Here is a 14,736-nt window from a genome sequence, read left to right as displayed (position 1 = left end):
CTCTTTTCATAGATGAAATTTTTAGTACCTGTACTTCTTCCCCCACTGTGCCTGCAGCTGTTTTAACATATCGCGTTCACGGGCATTATTACCAGGTTTATATAAGGCTGTATTACTAAGCTCCTGGGGCATGAACTCCTGCTGTACAAAGTTGCCTTCATAATCGTGGGCATATTTATAGTTATCGCCGTAACCAATCTCCTTCATCAGCTTTGTTGGAGCGTTACGGATGTGCAGCGGGACAGGAAGATTGCCTGTTTGCTGCACCAAAGCCCGCGCCTGCTTAATTGCTTTGTAAGAAGCATTACTTTTAGGAGATGTAGCCAGGTAAAGAGTACACTGTGACAGGATAATTTCAGCTTCCGGATATCCGATCATCTGCACTGCCTGGAAACAGGAGGTAGCCATGAGCAGCGCATTGGAGTTTGCAAGCCCGATGTCTTCTGAAGCAGCGATCAGTAACCTACGGGCTATAAACTTAGGGTCTTCCCCACCCTCAATCATGCGGGCCAGCCAGTAAACTGCTGCATTCGGGTCAGACCCCCTGATGGATTTTATAAAAGCAGAAACCAGATCATAATGCATCTCACCCGATTTATCATACATCACAATGTTCTGCTGCGCTACCTGTTTTACAAGTTCATTGGTAACGACCACTTCATCGGCTTTTACGCCCTCTGCTACGATCTCCAGCAGGTTAAGAAGTTTTCGGGCATCACCACCGGATATGGTCAGTAGAGCTTCGTACTCCTGTACCTTTACCTTACGGTATTGCATCCACTCATCCTGTCCCAACGCTTTATCAACCAGTTCTATAAGTTCATCCTTAGAAAGATGCTTCAGAATATAAACCTGGCAACGGGACAGCAAGGCAGAGATAACCTCAAAAGAAGGATTCTCGGTAGTAGCGCCAACTAAGGTTACTACACCTTTCTCTACAGCCCCTAAAAGCGCATCCTGTTGTGATTTATTGAACCGGTGAATCTCATCAATAAACAGCACCGTCCCCTGCCGTTTCTTAGCCTGATCTATAACTTCTCTTATATCTTTTACTCCGGAGTTAATAGCACTGAGCGCCACAAACGGCACTTTCATCTGGTTTGCGATGATGTTAGCCAACGTTGTTTTTCCCACACCCGGAGGCCCCCACAAAATCATACTTGGTATCACACCACCCTCAATGTAACGGCGCAGGATCCCATCCGGCCCCACCAGGTGCTTCTGTCCGTAATACTGATCAAGGTTATGGGGCCGCATTCGCTCGGCCAGAGGTATGTTCGGGTGGTTCATCTTTTAACGGTTTCTCTTGGGTCGGTTAAGGGCAAAGCTACAAAATTGAGCGCAAAGAGCTAAGCTTACGTATCCTCTCGTGGTGGTTCAACATTATTTCTCCGCTGAATCTCCATCTGCGTCTCTTCGCTGTCATCGCGCATGGCAGGCACATGCATAGGGCTATACTCCGGCCTCTCATCGCCAAACAGAACACCCCACTGCCTGAATTTTTCTGTCCTGTCGAATACCACCTTCAGTACAGCGATTACCGGGAGCGAGAGAAACATACCCGCTATCCCTGCTATCTCGCCACCTACAATCACACCTACAATGGTAGCCAGTGCATTGATTTTAACCTTAGAACCTACTATGCGAGGCATCAGGATGTTATTATCCAGGAACTGGACAGCGGCAATGGTACCAAGCACGGCAAAGATCGGCCAAAGCTCAGCCGAGGATGCCAGGGTGATTAACACGCCAATAATATTCCCGAGTAAAGCTCCAACGTAAGGGATCAGGTTAAGAAAGGCGAAGATGAGTCCGATTAGCAAAGCATGTTTGATACCTATGATCAACAGAATACCGCCTAAGAGAATTGTCATGTAAGTTACCTGTATCAGTAGCCCGAATAAATAACTTTTGATAATTACCTGCATTTCGCGGAGTGTCTCCTCTACCTTTTCATGCTTTCTATCCGGAAACCACAGAAAGACAAACCGGAGCAACAGGTTCTTGTAAAACAGCAGCAGAAAAATATAAATTGGCAGTAGTCCCAACAGGATGAGCAGGGAAGTCAATGAGCCTGCAGCGCTACTTAAGATACCGCCGGCATAGCCAAGCAGTTTGTTACTTTGTTCTGTTATGAAGTTTATCTGCTCTTTTGTAGAGTATGGCGTGCGTCCCTCAACCCAGGCACTCAGGCTATTCAGGTGATTCGTGACATTCTCCTGGATGACCGGGAAATCTCTGATTAAGTCAACGATTTGAGAGGAAAAAAACCAAATGATCAGCCCGAATATTACAACCAACGCAAGTATACTTACAACGATAGCAAGTACATCCGGAAACTTGTACTTTTGAAAGAGACGGTAAAGCGGCAACAGCATGATACTAATAAAGAAAGCCAGCAAAAGCGGAGCTAACAGACCTTTGGCCAGCACAACGGTCCAGCCAAGGAAAAACAATCCCATTATCTCAAGTGCCCGCCGTGCGGTTACCGGCATATCTTTCATAAAGCTTTATTAAAATGTTAAAGAGATTTTGTTAGTCATACTTATACGGAGCTACGGAAATTAGCGCGTACCTTTGCCGCATGAGTAAGCAAGTGCAGGTGCATGGGGCGTTGTTTCTGGTAGCACTAATTTACGGTAGTAACTACAGTATAGCCAAAGAAGTTATGCCTACCTACGTGGGTCCGTTCGGCTTAATTGTAATAAGGGTAGTATCAGCGGCAATTTTCTTTGGAGTCTTCTCCCGAATGGTAACGAAAGAGAAAATTGTAGGCAGGGCAGATAACCTCCGGGCTATAGCGTGCGGTGTGACAGGTGTAGCCATAAACCAGCTTTGCTTTTTTGCTGGCCTTAACCTAACGGCTCCCATCAATGCAGCATTGCTGATGGTAATCGTACAGGTGGTGGTGCTCATTTTCTCGGCTATACTCTTAAAAGAACGCGTGGGTAAGCGGAAAGTATCAGGAATATTGATTGCCTGTACTGGAGCCTTGTTGCTGATCTCTAACTCGCAAAGCGAAGCTACAACAGGTAATATCTGGGGAGACTTACTCATTATTCTGAATGCGTCCTCTTTTGGCATGTACCTGGTGCTGGTAAAACCGCTGATGCAGAAGTATAAAGCTGTTACCATTGTAAGCCGTATTTTCACGGTAGGCGCCGTGCTGGTTGTTCCTTTTGGCTTTAGCCAGGTGCTGGCCCCCAATTATAGCGCTTTCCCTGTTTCCATCTGGCTGGCAATTCTTTTCATGGTCTTTGCCGTTACCATTATTGCCTACCTGCTTAATACCTGGGCCCTTCGCTTTGCAAATCCTTCGCTGGTGGGCGCCTACATTTACCTGCAACCGGTTATGGCCATACTCATAGCAGTAGGTGTAGGTAAGGATGTTTTCACGCTGGAGAAGGCACTTTATGCGCTTTTGATATTTGCAGGTGTTTACCTGGTCAGCCGAACCAAACAGCATGCTGTTACAAAGGAAAAGATTAAAGAAAGGCACGTTTAATAAAAAAGCCCTGCGCGGGCAGGGCTTTTGTTCCATCTTACAGTACTTTTACTTACCTGGTCAACACAAGTTTACTACGATACATTTTTTATAGCCCTACTGCAAAAGCAGCAGAATTATGCATGGCTATCTGTAGTGTTGCAGATTAGTTAGCTACCTACCTGCTCCCTTTCCACGATGTGTTTTACAATCTTAACCGCATGCTCACGGGAATTCTCGATGAACCACACCCGCGTATCCATGCCGCCACACACTACACCGGCCAGGTACATGCGGGGCATATTGGTCTCCATAGTTTCCGGGTTATAGGTAGGGTGCTTCTGCTCATCATCGGACAAGCGTATTCCGACATTCTCCAGAAAACTAAAGTTCGGCTTATAGCCTGTCATGGCCATTACAAAGTCATTCGCTAAGGTTACCTTTCCATCTGGTGTCCGCACATCTACTTCATTTTCCCTTACTTCAGTCAGTGTTGACTGAAAGTATGCTTTTATGGAGCCTTCATCAATTCGATTCTGCAGGTCGGGTTTAACCCAATACTTTATGCTTTGCAACTCTGCCTGCCGGATAACCATCGTCACCTCTGCGCCTCGTCGCCAGGTTTCCAGTGCCACATCTGCTGCGGAATTGTTGGCGCCCACTACTACCAATTTTTGCTTGTAGTAAAAGTGCGGATCATAATAGTAGTGCCTCACCTTTGGGAGTTCTTCACCGGGTATGCCAAGCAGGTTGGGTATATCATAAAAGCCGGTAGCAATTATAACATGCCGGGCCTGATATTGGGCTTTGCTGGTGTTTATGGTATACATGCCGTGAGGTGTAGGCTCTATGTTCCGTACTTCCTCAAACAGGTTTATGTTCACTTCACTTACATCGGACACGCGGCGGTAGTATTCCAATGCTTCCATACGGTTTGGCTTTGGATTGATAGACGGGAAAGGAAGCCCCCCAATCTCCAGCCTGTCGGCAGTGGAGAAGAAAGTCATGTGCAGCGGATAGTTGAAAAGAGAGTTCACTAAACAACCCTTTTCTACAATCAAATAGCTCAGGCCAGCTTTTCTGGCTTCTATGCCACAGGCAAGCCCTATAGGCCCTCCTCCTACAATCAGTATATCTAAAGCTTCTTTCAATACAGTTTATTTAAGTCCATTAACAGGTAACGGTAGTTTACCTTATCTGGCTACCTTTTCTTCTTCAAGACCTGAGACAGATATAGTTCTCCTGGCGTAACTTCTGAAGCCCAGGAGCAGGCTTAGACTAACAACCGTAGCTCCAGCCATCACTGCAGCCATAGGCATGGCGGTACCATTATGTAATGTACTTACCAGAGCCGAAGCAACTGCCCCCATTGCCATTTGAGCACTACCCATCAACGCGGAAGCGCTGCCAGCGTTTCGGGCAAAGGGCGCCAGCGCCAGCGCCGATGCATTAGGGCTGATAAACCCCAGCGAAAAGAGATAACAAAAGATTAGCACCAGGGAGCCTGTAGCACCTAAAAAGCCAAAGTAACTGCCCAAAAGCAATAACATTCCCGCCGTAAACTGGACAATGCCCGCCTGCAGGGTAATCTGTTCAGAAGTTCTGCGCTTCATGGCTAAATTGTTCACCTGGCTACCTGCTATAAACCCAAAGGCATTCAATCCAAAGGCCCAGCCATAGTGTGTTTCGGAGAGGTTAAATATCTCCATAAAAACAAAAGGGGACCCCGTGATATAGGCAAAGATACCAGCCTGTGCTGTACTGGCGGCAAAAGCGTAGGTCAGGAATACCGGGTTCTTCAGAACACTGATAAAGTCACCTAACACCCGTTTTGGTTTTAATGATACCGCTTTATCAGCTCCTTTGCTCTCTGGGAGCAAAAAAATGACTATCAGCAGAACTGCTAACCCAATTGCAGACAAAACCACAAATATGTAACGCCAGCCAAAGCTCGCCGTCACAAAACCGCCTACAGTGGGCGCAATGATAGGTGCAACGCCCATAACGAGCATTAGCATCGAGAAAACCCTAGGTATTTCGCTTATGGGAAAAACATCTCGAACAATTGCTCTACCAGCTACCATACCTACACAGCCGCCTAATGCCAGCAGCAGGCGCAGTCCAATCAGCCACTCAACAGAAGGCGCTAAACCACAACCCAGAGAGGCGACAATAAAGATGATGAGACCTATAATAAGAGGTTTCTTGCGCCCAAACCTGTCGATAAGTGGGCCATAGATCAGCTGCCCCACAGAGATACCTATAAAGTAACTCGTTAGGGAAAGAGCCACCTGAGAGATTTCAGTACGAAGATCTGTTGCGATAGCCGGGAAGCCCGGAAGGTACATATCTATGGCAAATGGCCCAAGTGCGGCCAAAGCACCAAGTATAAGTATAATGATGTTCTGTTGTTTTTTACTCATTACTATTATCAAGCTACAGAACCTGCAGTACAACAATGAAAAAGCAGACTAGAATTAAATCTGAGTCTGCGACTATGACTTTTATTAATCTTTTTATTGCCCTTACAGCATACCTGCGGAGCCATTCAGTAGCTTATACTACAGGCACAAAGATAACAATGTACCAACATCGAATAAAGATTAATTGTTTCAAATACTATGTTTATAGCTCCAACTTCAACACATACATTCCCCTGTATTCTTCTTTCATTGCTTCAAAGTCAAGAGTGTAGGTACCGCACTTTTCAAACCCGTTCTTTTCATAAAAAACAACAGATTTGCTGCTGTCCATGGCCTTGAGCCAGATGACTTTCTTACCCCTCTCCCTGGAGAACTGCTTTGTAAAATCTACTGCAGCCTTCCCGATGCCTTTACCCGAAGCACTCTTGAGCAGGTAAATACGCTCCAGTTCCAACGCCTCCTGTTCTGTAAAGCCTTCAATAGCTTTATGAAGATTTAGCTTTAGGAAACCCACTAGTTCCTGGGCAGCATAAATCAGGAAGAATGCTGCGTTAGGATCTTCTAGTTCTTTTCTCAATGCTCCATCACTAAAACACCGGTCAATGTACCACATTCCTCCATCGTGCCACAAGTATAGGTAATGGTCTCCGTAGGAATTAATAGCGATATCTTGTAAGGTGTGCAGGTCTTTTGTGGTGCAGTGGGTAATTTGGATGGTAGACATGCAGAAAGCGTGCTTTAATAGGTAAAAACTGATAGCGCAAGTTACTCATTTGCGCTAAAACTAAGGCAACCTTTCCCATGCTTATAGATTACCTTTATGTATCTGCCGTTATTACAGTTATAAGAGAAGTAAAGGAACAAGAAGAATAGGGAGAGTAGATTTACCTGCTTATGTTAATTCTAAAACAGAACGCCCTGCTGGTAATTACCAACAGGGCGTTCTGTCTATAATATAGTATGCAGCTTAAAAGCTTTTAGCCTTAGGTTTGTTACCCCAACGGTTGCCCTGGCTGCTATTGCCACCTCCGTTGCGTGGTCCACCAGCGGGTCTGGTTACACTAGAGCTAGAGCTAGTACTATTCCCAGTGCTTGAAGGCTTATTACCCCAGCGGCTTCTGCCACCGTTGCCACCGCCACGCTTCTTTTCTTTTACAGTAGATGCTGCTTCAGCAAAGTCTTTGGCTGTCATCGGGTACGGATGGTTGTCTATTACCGGTACCGACTTCGAAATAAGCTTCTGAATTCCCACCAGGTAAGAAGTTTCCTCTGCATCACAAAACGAAAGCGCGACACCACTGGCTCCGGCACGACCAGTACGGCCTATGCGGTGCACGTATGTTTCCGGTTCGTTTGGCAACTCATAGTTAATCACATGGCTCAGATCATCCACATCAATTCCACGGGCTGCAATATCGGTTGCTACCAGTACGCGCGTCTGGCTGCTCTTGAAGTTATCCAGGGCACGTACACGCGCATTCTGGGATTTGTTACCGTGTATGGCTTCTGCCTGAACACCAGCTTTACTCATATCCCGGGCTACTCTGTCTGCACCATGCTTGGTGCGGGTAAACACAAGAGCACGGTCAATTTCGCCACCCTTTAACAGGTGTAACAACAGGTTCTTCTTATCAGATTTCTTTACGTAATACACTGCCTGCTTAATTGTATTGGCAGTGGACGATACCGGCGTAACCTCTACCTTCGCAGGGTTAACCAGAATGGTATCGGCAAGCTTCATTATTTCAGGTGCCATGGTTGCCGAGAAGAACAGAGACTGTCTTTTCTCAGGTATCACTTTCAGCACTTTTTTTACATCATGCACAAAACCCATATCCAGCATACGATCTGCCTCATCCAGCACGAACATTTGCAGGTGCTGCAAATTAACGTACTTCTGCGCCATCAGGTCCAGTAAACGGCCTGGCGTTGCGACCAAAACATCTACACCTGCTCTCAGAGCATCTGTCTGCGCACGCTGTGGCACACCACCAAAAATCACCGTATGCTTCAGGCCGGTATTCTTGCCATAAGCTTTCAAGCTGTCTCCGATCTGGATAGCAAGTTCGCGGGTAGGCGTAAGTACAAGCGCTTTGATTTTCTTCGGTCCGTTCTGAGGCTGCGCGTGCAACAACTGAAGGATTGGAATAGAGAAAGCGGCTGTTTTTCCGGTACCTGTCTGGGCGCATCCTAAGATGTCGCGCTGCTGCAGTATGTAAGGGATGGCTTGAGCCTGGATGGGAGTTGGTTGCGTGTATCCTTCTGTTTTAAGAGCTTTTAGGATTGGCTCTATCAGGTTTAAATTCTCGAATGTCATTAATTGATCTTACAGTATGAAAGGCTGGCCGTACAGCTAATTTATTGCCGGCTCAGCTAAGCTTTGATGAACAAGCGCTTTCAACTGAAAGTATAACACAGTGCGTGTTCTTGCTCATCCTTTCCACACTTAACTTATAAAAGAGAACAAAGGTTCTTTTCACGATTAAAGCATGGATAATAATAATGCAAAGGTAGAGGTAAGTATGGTCAGTTCCTATATTTTGTTTTTTGTATGGTAATACTGCTGCAGACAGAACGAGTGAACCAACTGGAATGTACCAAGTTTAATCTATCCTAAAACTGTAAAATAAACTTTTATCTGTGGCTAAAAAGCAATGGGCGGCATTCTTAAACATAAAGAATACTACCCATTCCATTCTTATATTCTATAAACCTTCGTTTAGCCTATAGCCTCGTTCAGGCTAGGCAGCTTACCAAAACGGCGAAGCGTGTTAATGTGCGAGCGAAGGGCCTGCCAGAATGTTTTGTTCTCCATGTAAGGAATTCCAAACTCCTCAGCAGTCTCTTTCACGATGTGCGAAATGGCCGGGTAGTGCACGTGGCAAACACGCGGAAACAGGTGATGCTCTATCTGGTAATTCAATCCGCCTACATACCAGTTTATAAACCTGTTATCGCGTGAAAAATTAACGGTTGTATGCATCTGGTGTATTGCCCAGTCGTTCTCAATTGTGCCGTTCTCGTCTGGTCGTGGATGGGTGGTGCCTTCTACTGTGTGTGCCAGTTGGAACACTACCGTCAGCACAATACCCGCCACAAAGTGCATCAGTAAAAAGCCCAGCAGCACATGTAAAAAGGGAATACCGAACACAACTACCGGCAGCACCAGCATAATACTGAAGTACAAAACCTTCATGGCAATGATCTTCAGGAGCATTTTTTTGTTCTCTTTGTCAGAATTAGAATTGACGCCGTTTTTAATAAAGAGGAAGTACTGTACAAAGTCTTTAGCAATAACCCAGTACAGCGTAAGTAAGCCGTAAAAAAAGAAAGCATACAGCCACTGCAGCTTATGGTAAAACTTCACGTTGGTGTGTGGCGAAAACCGCAGTACCAGCCTGTCCTGAATGTCCTCGTCCATCTCTACCACATTGGTATAAGTATGGTGCAAGATGTTATGCTGCAGCTTCCAGTTGAAGGCCGAGCCACCCACCAGGTTTAAAGTATGGCCCATCAAGAAATTCACACGTTTGTTATTGGAGTATGCCCCGTGGTTAGCATCGTGCATCACACTCATGCCTATACCAGCCACACCCAGTCCCATTACGAACCATAATGCTAAACTTACAGGCAAAGATGGCTGGAAAGAGAGCAGGAGAATAAACGGTAGAACATAACAAGCCAACAGCACCACACTCTTCACTACCATCTCCGTGTTTGCATTCTTTGAGATGTTGTTCTCTGAAAAATATGCGTCAACCCGTTTGCGGAGCGTCGCAAAGAAAAGGCTTTTATCTTTCGAAACGAATCTTACTTTACTCTGTAGTTTCATATGAGGTGCTATCAGTATTTAATTTCATACACTCAGAATAAGAGATAAACACTCCAAAGGTGAGCGGAAAGAAGCAATTACGCAGCAATCAAATTACGACATAATAGCTTCACTCTTTTATATATAAGCCTACAATATACGTAATAGTTACGGATTTTTAAGTATAACTAATTAATCGATACGTAGAATTTCAGCTATTTAGCAATATGCTGCCTCTCTGTTAACAGCAAACAAACGGGGCTGACCTAATGTTAGGCCAGCCCCGTTTTATTTTTGTCCGGTGCTCGTGAAAGCAGGATAAATTACAAGTGAATCACTTCGTTATAAGCAGCCGCTGCAGCCTCCATAATTGCTTCGCTCATGGTTGGGTGCGGGTGAACAGATTTGATAATCTCGTGACCAGTCGTTTCCAGTTTGCGGGCAACCACTACCTCTGCGATCATCTCGGTAACGTTAGCACCGATCATGTGTGCACCCAGGAATTCACCATACTTGGCATCGAAAATAACCTTGATAAAACCATCTTTCGCACCAGCGGCACTTGCCTTACCAGATGCTGAGAATGGGAACTTACCAACTTTGATGTCCAGACCTTGCTCACGAGCCGCTTTTTCTGTTAAACCAACAGAGGCAACTTCAGGAGAGCAATACGTACAGCCCGGGATGTTGCCGTAATTCAATGGCTCCGGATCATGTCCAGCGATTTTCTCTACGCAGATAATACCTTCGGCTGAAGCAACGTGTGCCAGGGCAGGACCAGGAACAATGTCACCGATTGCGTAAATGCCATCTACGTTTGTCTTGTAGAACTCATCTACCACCAAACGGCCTTTCTCTACTTTAATACCAAGTTCTTCCAAACCAATGTTCTCCAGGTTAGTCTGGATACCTACAGCAGAAAGTACTATCTCTGCCTCCAAAGTCTCTTCGCCTTTAGCTGTTTTAACTTTCACCTTGCTGATGCTGCCACTAGTATCCACAGACTCCACAGAAGAATTTGTCATGATGTTGATGCCGGCTTTCTTAAAGGATTTCTCCAGCTGCTTAGACACTTCCTCATCCTCTACAGGCACGATGTTCGGCAAATATTCTACGATGGTTACCTTCGTACCCATGGCGTTGTAGAAATAGGCAAACTCCACACCAATAGCACCAGAACCTACCACTACCATAGACTCAGGCATTTTATCCAACACCATTGCCTGGCGGTAACCGATGATCTTTTTGCCATCAATTGGCAGGTTAGGCAGCTCGCGTGAACGGGCACCTGTGGCAATGATGATCTTATCAGCCTCTACTGTGCTCTTCTTACCATCTGCATCCGTTACTTCGATCTTTCCTTTAGCAATCAGCTTACCATTACCCATAATCGCATCGATTTTATTCTTGCGGAACAGGAACTGAATACCTTTGCTCATGCCATCGGCAACACCGCGGCTACGCTTAATTACCGAGCCAAAATCAACAGAGGCTTCACCAACGTTGATACCGTAGTCTGATGCATGGTTAATATATTCAAAAACATTTGCGCTTTTCAGCAATGCTTTGGTTGGGATACAGCCCCAGTTCAAACAGATGCCACCCAGCGACTCACGCTCGATCACACCTACTTTCATACCCAGCTGCGATGCACGTATAGCTGCTACATAACCGCCCGGGCCACTACCAAGCACTACTAAATCATATTTTGATGCCATAATATCGTCTTTAAAGTTGATGGGCAAAATTAACGGATAATCCTTATATAGCAAAACTGCTTACCCCTTAGTTGCTTATGGCACAATGCAAAGAAACTATTAGGATGATCCGGCGAAAACGACACAAAACACAGAAATCTCTTTTATGATTGTGCAGCAGTGCGGTACTTTACAGCCAAATTTTGAACAATTGCCCTCTTACATGAAAACACTTTTACCCTTACTCCTGCTATTTTTAATGTCCTTCACAGTTCAGGCCCAGCAATCAGCCGTTGATTATTTTTTGAGCGGAAATGCCAGGTTCAAAGCTGGGAAATACGCTGAGGCTATCAAAGATTATGACCAGGTGCTGAAGATGGAGCCTAAACACGTCGTGACACTTACAAACCGTGGCGTATCCTATGACAGGCTGAATGATCACAGATCTGCTATAGCCGATTTCACCAGAGCGATCTCTCTGGATCCCAAGTATGCAGAAGCTTATTTAGGCCGTGGCCTTGCCAAGTACAACATGAAGGATTACCGGAGCGCGTTGCTTGATTATAACAAGGGCATAGAGCTCAGCCCCAAAGACTCCAAAGCTTACATGAGCCGCGGGTTAGTCCGCTATGGACTGAAAGACTATAGCGGTGCCATCGCAGATTATACTAAGGCAATCACTCTCAACCCGAAATATGAGGAAGCTTATTACAACCGTGGAGCCCCCAAATATAATCTCGGTGACAAAGAAGGTGCCTGCGCCGACTGGACCAAAGCAAAAACGCTTGGGTTAAAAGATGCTGATCCTTACCTGAAGAAGTACTGTAAGTAGACCAGCAGCAGAAATTAAAACAGAAAAAGGCGCCTTGTGAGCGCCTTTTTCTGTTTTACCTTAAAAAGATTTAAGCATCGTTTGGTTCCCTGGTACTGCCGGTTGCCAACAGCTCCGGCTTAACGGCTTTTATGTCTATAGCCTCCATCCTTTTAATGGTTTGTTCCTTCAGCGCAGTAAACTCAGACATGTTTTTGCGGTTTACGGGGTCTGCAGATGGCAACTTAACGCGTAGCGCATCTACCTGGCGCCCGTTTTTCCAGAAACGGTAGCACAGGTGCGGACCTGTGGCCAGTCCAGTGCTGCCCACATAACCGATCGTTTGCCCCTGCTTTACATGAACACCCTTGCGAACTCCCCTGGCAAACTTAGACATGTGCAGGTATTGTGTTGTATAGGTCTTATTATGCTTAACTTTTACAAAATAGCCATTGCCTCTGGTGTAGCGCGCTTCTACAACTACTCCATCACCAACAGTACGAATCGGTGTACCTCGTGGCGCTGCGAAATCGGTGCCCAGGTGTGCTTTATAACGTTTCTGCACCGGGTGGAAACGGCGCTTGGAGAAGCGGGAGCTAATACGTGTATACTCAAGTGGCTCTTTCAGAAAGGCTGTTTTCAGGCTCTGGCCTTTTTCATCAAAATAATCTACCCCATTGCCTTGGTTAAAACCAATGGCATAAATTGGCTTTCCTTCATGCTCGAAAACAGCAGACTTAAGATCACCAAAGCCTATTGACTGACCATTCACTACTTTCTCATCATAGATCAGTTTGAACTTATCGCCAGGTTGAATACGATTCAGGTTAAGTCGCCAGGCATAGATATCAGCAAATTTGTTGACTAGTTGAGGAGATCCTCCTGCTGCAACCAAAGACTCGAACAATGAGCTTTTGATCTCGCCCGCCAGCGTACGCTCTATTACCTCCACTTCCCGCTTTACAAGCGTCACAGTCAGGCTGTCGCGTAAGTCGTAGATTACATACTCTACCAGGTTGGGCTCATAGATAAAATATTGTGCAGTGCGGGCAGAGTCCTGGGAATGAAGAATGGTGTAATTACGGTTAGCTGCAATGCGACGGACATTATATACTTTTTTTGCCTTCTTCGCCAGCTGATGCACCTGCACCGGTGTAATGTTGTACTGCGCTAATATCTCTGACAGATTCTCGCCTCGTTCTACGAGCCCTTCCACTATCTCAAGAGTGTCGGTTGGGATGCCGTAGACAATAGGTGCCGGCTGTTTTTCTACCGCTGCGGGTTTGGCTGAGTTTGATTCTACCTCATTTTTGAGGTTTGTAAGTCTGTTTGTGTTGAAGTCGATTGTTTGGGCTGCAGTAATACAAATAAGCAGCGACAAAGCAATCAGGATGGCAAGTCCTTTACTGCGTTTGAACATCACTAAAAATACCTTTGGTTGAAAGAATTGCCACGAAAATATGCTTTAACTCATAGAAAAAAAAGTATATTTCAATACAATAAGCAGATTATAAATATGTTACAATCAGTTTCACTGAATATCAATATAGCACTTCCCCGTTGCGCCTCTTCTTTACACCCTTAAACCACAGGAAACAACCTGCTAGTTATCAACACTTTGCCTGCATATAAAGCAACTAATCAATGTGCTTTCGCAATAAACATTTCTTTTTATAACTTTGGCCTCTATGAAAGCATTAGAAGGAAAAGTAGCTCTGGTAACCGGAGCATCAAAAGGAATAGGCCGCGCCATTGCAGAAAAATTTGTAGAGGCCGGAGCCCAGGTAGCATTCACCTACCTTTCAAGCGTTGAAAAAGGACAGCAACTGGAGAAGGACCTTTCAGCTAGCGGAGGCAAAGCAAAAGGTTTTCGTTCCGATGCCGCTGACACTGCACAGGCAGAGCAGCTGGTAGAGGATGTGGTAAAAGAGTTCGGCAAAATTGATATTGTAGTAAACAATGCAGGTATTACCCGCGATGGCTTACTGATGCGCATGAACGAAGAGCAGTGGGACGCAGTCATCAATACGAACCTGAAATCTGTATTTAATGTGACGAAAGCTGCTACCAAGCACATGATGCGTGCGAAGTATGGCTCTGTCATAAACATCACGTCTGTAGTAGGTATCAAAGGTAATGCTGGCCAGGCAAACTATGCTGCTTCTAAGGCTGGTATAATTGGCTTTACAAAATCTGTGGCTTTGGAGCTGGGCTCACGCAATATCCGTTGCAATGCCATTGCCCCTGGCTTTATTGAAACAGAAATGACAGGAGAACTTGATCAGAAAGTAGTGGACGAGTGGCGCAAGGCAATACCGCTGAAGCGTGGTGGCTCTCCTGAGGACGTTGCCAAAGCTGCTGTATTCCTGGCATCTGATGAATCCTCCTACATCACGGGTCAGACACTTCAGGTAGATGGAGGAATGTTAACCTAACAAATGTTAGATCAAAGTTTAGGAGTTAAGGTAAACTTACTTCCTTTAGATAGACCAATGCTGCAACTTTTGCGT

The 14,736-nt window shown here is 45.5% G+C and carries 12 protein-coding genes; 3 read left to right on the top strand and 9 right to left on the bottom strand.

The features are described from left to right. Positions 1-21 precede the first annotated feature (21 nt). Together ACFSRY_RS13655 and ACFSRY_RS13650 are read right to left on the bottom strand one after the other, a co-directional pair. On the bottom strand, positions 22-1,290 hold the full coding sequence (locus ACFSRY_RS13655) for a replication-associated recombination protein A (RefSeq protein ID WP_377508572.1): 1,269 nt from the start codon (positions 1,288-1,290) through the stop codon (positions 22-24). Between the two features lie 65 nt (positions 1,291-1,355). After that, entirely contained in the window at positions 1,356-2,504 is a 1,149-nt protein-coding gene (locus tag ACFSRY_RS13650) for an AI-2E family transporter (RefSeq protein ID WP_377508569.1), read from the bottom strand. 80 nt (positions 2,505-2,584) lie between these two features. Here ACFSRY_RS13650 and ACFSRY_RS13645 point away from each other — a divergent pair, with 80 nt between their 5' ends. Next, on the top strand, positions 2,585-3,505 hold the full coding sequence (locus ACFSRY_RS13645) for a DMT family transporter (protein WP_377508566.1): 921 nt from the start codon (positions 2,585-2,587) through the stop codon (positions 3,503-3,505). 149 nt (positions 3,506-3,654) lie between these two features. Here ACFSRY_RS13645 and ACFSRY_RS13640 read toward each other — a convergent pair whose 3' ends face one another. From ACFSRY_RS13640 to lpdA, 6 genes are all read right to left on the bottom strand, one after another. Beyond that, complete coding sequence (locus tag ACFSRY_RS13640) at positions 3,655-4,635, bottom strand: YpdA family putative bacillithiol disulfide reductase (protein ID WP_377508563.1); 981 nt, start codon at positions 4,633-4,635, stop codon at positions 3,655-3,657. A gap of 42 nt (positions 4,636-4,677) precedes the next feature. Next, on the bottom strand, positions 4,678-5,907 hold the full coding sequence (locus ACFSRY_RS13635) for a multidrug effflux MFS transporter (protein WP_377508560.1): 1,230 nt from the start codon (positions 5,905-5,907) through the stop codon (positions 4,678-4,680). A gap of 202 nt (positions 5,908-6,109) precedes the next feature. Continuing rightward, the gene (locus ACFSRY_RS13630) at positions 6,110-6,631 is read right to left on the bottom strand and encodes a GNAT family N-acetyltransferase (protein ID WP_377508557.1); all 522 of its coding nucleotides are present in this window, start codon (positions 6,629-6,631) and stop codon (positions 6,110-6,112) included. A gap of 243 nt (positions 6,632-6,874) precedes the next feature. Further along, the gene (locus ACFSRY_RS13625; RefSeq protein ID WP_377508554.1) at positions 6,875-8,224 is read right to left on the bottom strand and encodes a DEAD/DEAH box helicase; all 1,350 of its coding nucleotides are present in this window, start codon (positions 8,222-8,224) and stop codon (positions 6,875-6,877) included. A 402-nt stretch (positions 8,225-8,626) separates the two neighbouring features. Next, positions 8,627-9,739, bottom strand: coding sequence for a fatty acid desaturase family protein (locus tag ACFSRY_RS13620; RefSeq protein WP_377508551.1), 1,113 nt, complete (start codon positions 9,737-9,739; stop codon positions 8,627-8,629). Positions 9,740-10,041: 302 nt separating this feature from the next. Next, entirely contained in the window at positions 10,042-11,436 is a 1,395-nt protein-coding gene (lpdA, locus tag ACFSRY_RS13615) for a dihydrolipoyl dehydrogenase (protein ID WP_377508548.1), read from the bottom strand. Positions 11,437-11,638: 202 nt separating this feature from the next. On the opposite strand from lpdA, the gene ACFSRY_RS13610 reads away from it, so the two are divergent. After that, complete coding sequence (locus ACFSRY_RS13610) at positions 11,639-12,247, top strand: tetratricopeptide repeat protein (RefSeq protein WP_377508545.1); 609 nt, start codon at positions 11,639-11,641, stop codon at positions 12,245-12,247. A 70-nt stretch (positions 12,248-12,317) separates the two neighbouring features. On the opposite strand, the gene ACFSRY_RS13605 is transcribed toward ACFSRY_RS13610, so the two are convergent. Next, positions 12,318-13,646 (bottom strand): peptidoglycan DD-metalloendopeptidase family protein, encoded by a 1,329-nt coding sequence (locus ACFSRY_RS13605; protein ID WP_377508542.1) that lies wholly within the window; start codon positions 13,644-13,646, stop codon positions 12,318-12,320. A gap of 268 nt (positions 13,647-13,914) precedes the next feature. On the opposite strand from ACFSRY_RS13605, the gene fabG reads away from it, so the two are divergent. After that, positions 13,915-14,661, top strand: coding sequence for a 3-oxoacyl-[acyl-carrier-protein] reductase (gene fabG, locus ACFSRY_RS13600; protein WP_377508539.1), 747 nt, complete (start codon positions 13,915-13,917; stop codon positions 14,659-14,661). Positions 14,662-14,736 lie beyond the last annotated feature (75 nt).

Origin of the sequence: Pontibacter locisalis (assembly GCF_042684605.1) — a bacterium.
GTDB classification, from domain to species: domain Bacteria; phylum Bacteroidota; class Bacteroidia; order Cytophagales; family Hymenobacteraceae; genus Pontibacter; species Pontibacter locisalis.
Note: the sequence above shows the minus strand (reverse complement) of the source record. Positions and strands in the feature narration are given on the sequence as shown.

What these genes read in the sequence shown, in the direction of transcription:
- ACFSRY_RS13610 (WP_377508545.1), top strand. Translation starts at nt 11,639, where the DNA reads ATGAAAACACTTTTACCCTTACTCCTGCTATTTTTAATGTCCTTCACA.
- lpdA (WP_377508548.1), bottom strand. Translation starts at nt 11,436, where the DNA reads ATGGCATCAAAATATGATTTAGTAGTGCTTGGTAGTGGCCCGGGCGGT.
- ACFSRY_RS13655 (WP_377508572.1), bottom strand. Translation starts at nt 1,290, where the DNA reads ATGAACCACCCGAACATACCTCTGGCCGAGCGAATGCGGCCCCATAAC.
- ACFSRY_RS13650 (WP_377508569.1), bottom strand. Translation starts at nt 2,504, where the DNA reads ATGAAAGATATGCCGGTAACCGCACGGCGGGCACTTGAGATAATGGGA.
- ACFSRY_RS13630 (WP_377508557.1), bottom strand. Translation starts at nt 6,631, where the DNA reads ATGTCTACCATCCAAATTACCCACTGCACCACAAAAGACCTGCACACC.
- fabG (WP_377508539.1), top strand. Translation starts at nt 13,915, where the DNA reads ATGAAAGCATTAGAAGGAAAAGTAGCTCTGGTAACCGGAGCATCAAAA.
- ACFSRY_RS13605 (WP_377508542.1), bottom strand. Translation starts at nt 13,646, where the DNA reads ATGTTCAAACGCAGTAAAGGACTTGCCATCCTGATTGCTTTGTCGCTG.
- ACFSRY_RS13645 (WP_377508566.1), top strand. Translation starts at nt 2,585, where the DNA reads ATGAGTAAGCAAGTGCAGGTGCATGGGGCGTTGTTTCTGGTAGCACTA.
- ACFSRY_RS13620 (WP_377508551.1), bottom strand. Translation starts at nt 9,739, where the DNA reads ATGAAACTACAGAGTAAAGTAAGATTCGTTTCGAAAGATAAAAGCCTT.
- ACFSRY_RS13635 (WP_377508560.1), bottom strand. Translation starts at nt 5,907, where the DNA reads ATGAGTAAAAAACAACAGAACATCATTATACTTATACTTGGTGCTTTG.
- ACFSRY_RS13625 (WP_377508554.1), bottom strand. Translation starts at nt 8,224, where the DNA reads ATGACATTCGAGAATTTAAACCTGATAGAGCCAATCCTAAAAGCTCTT.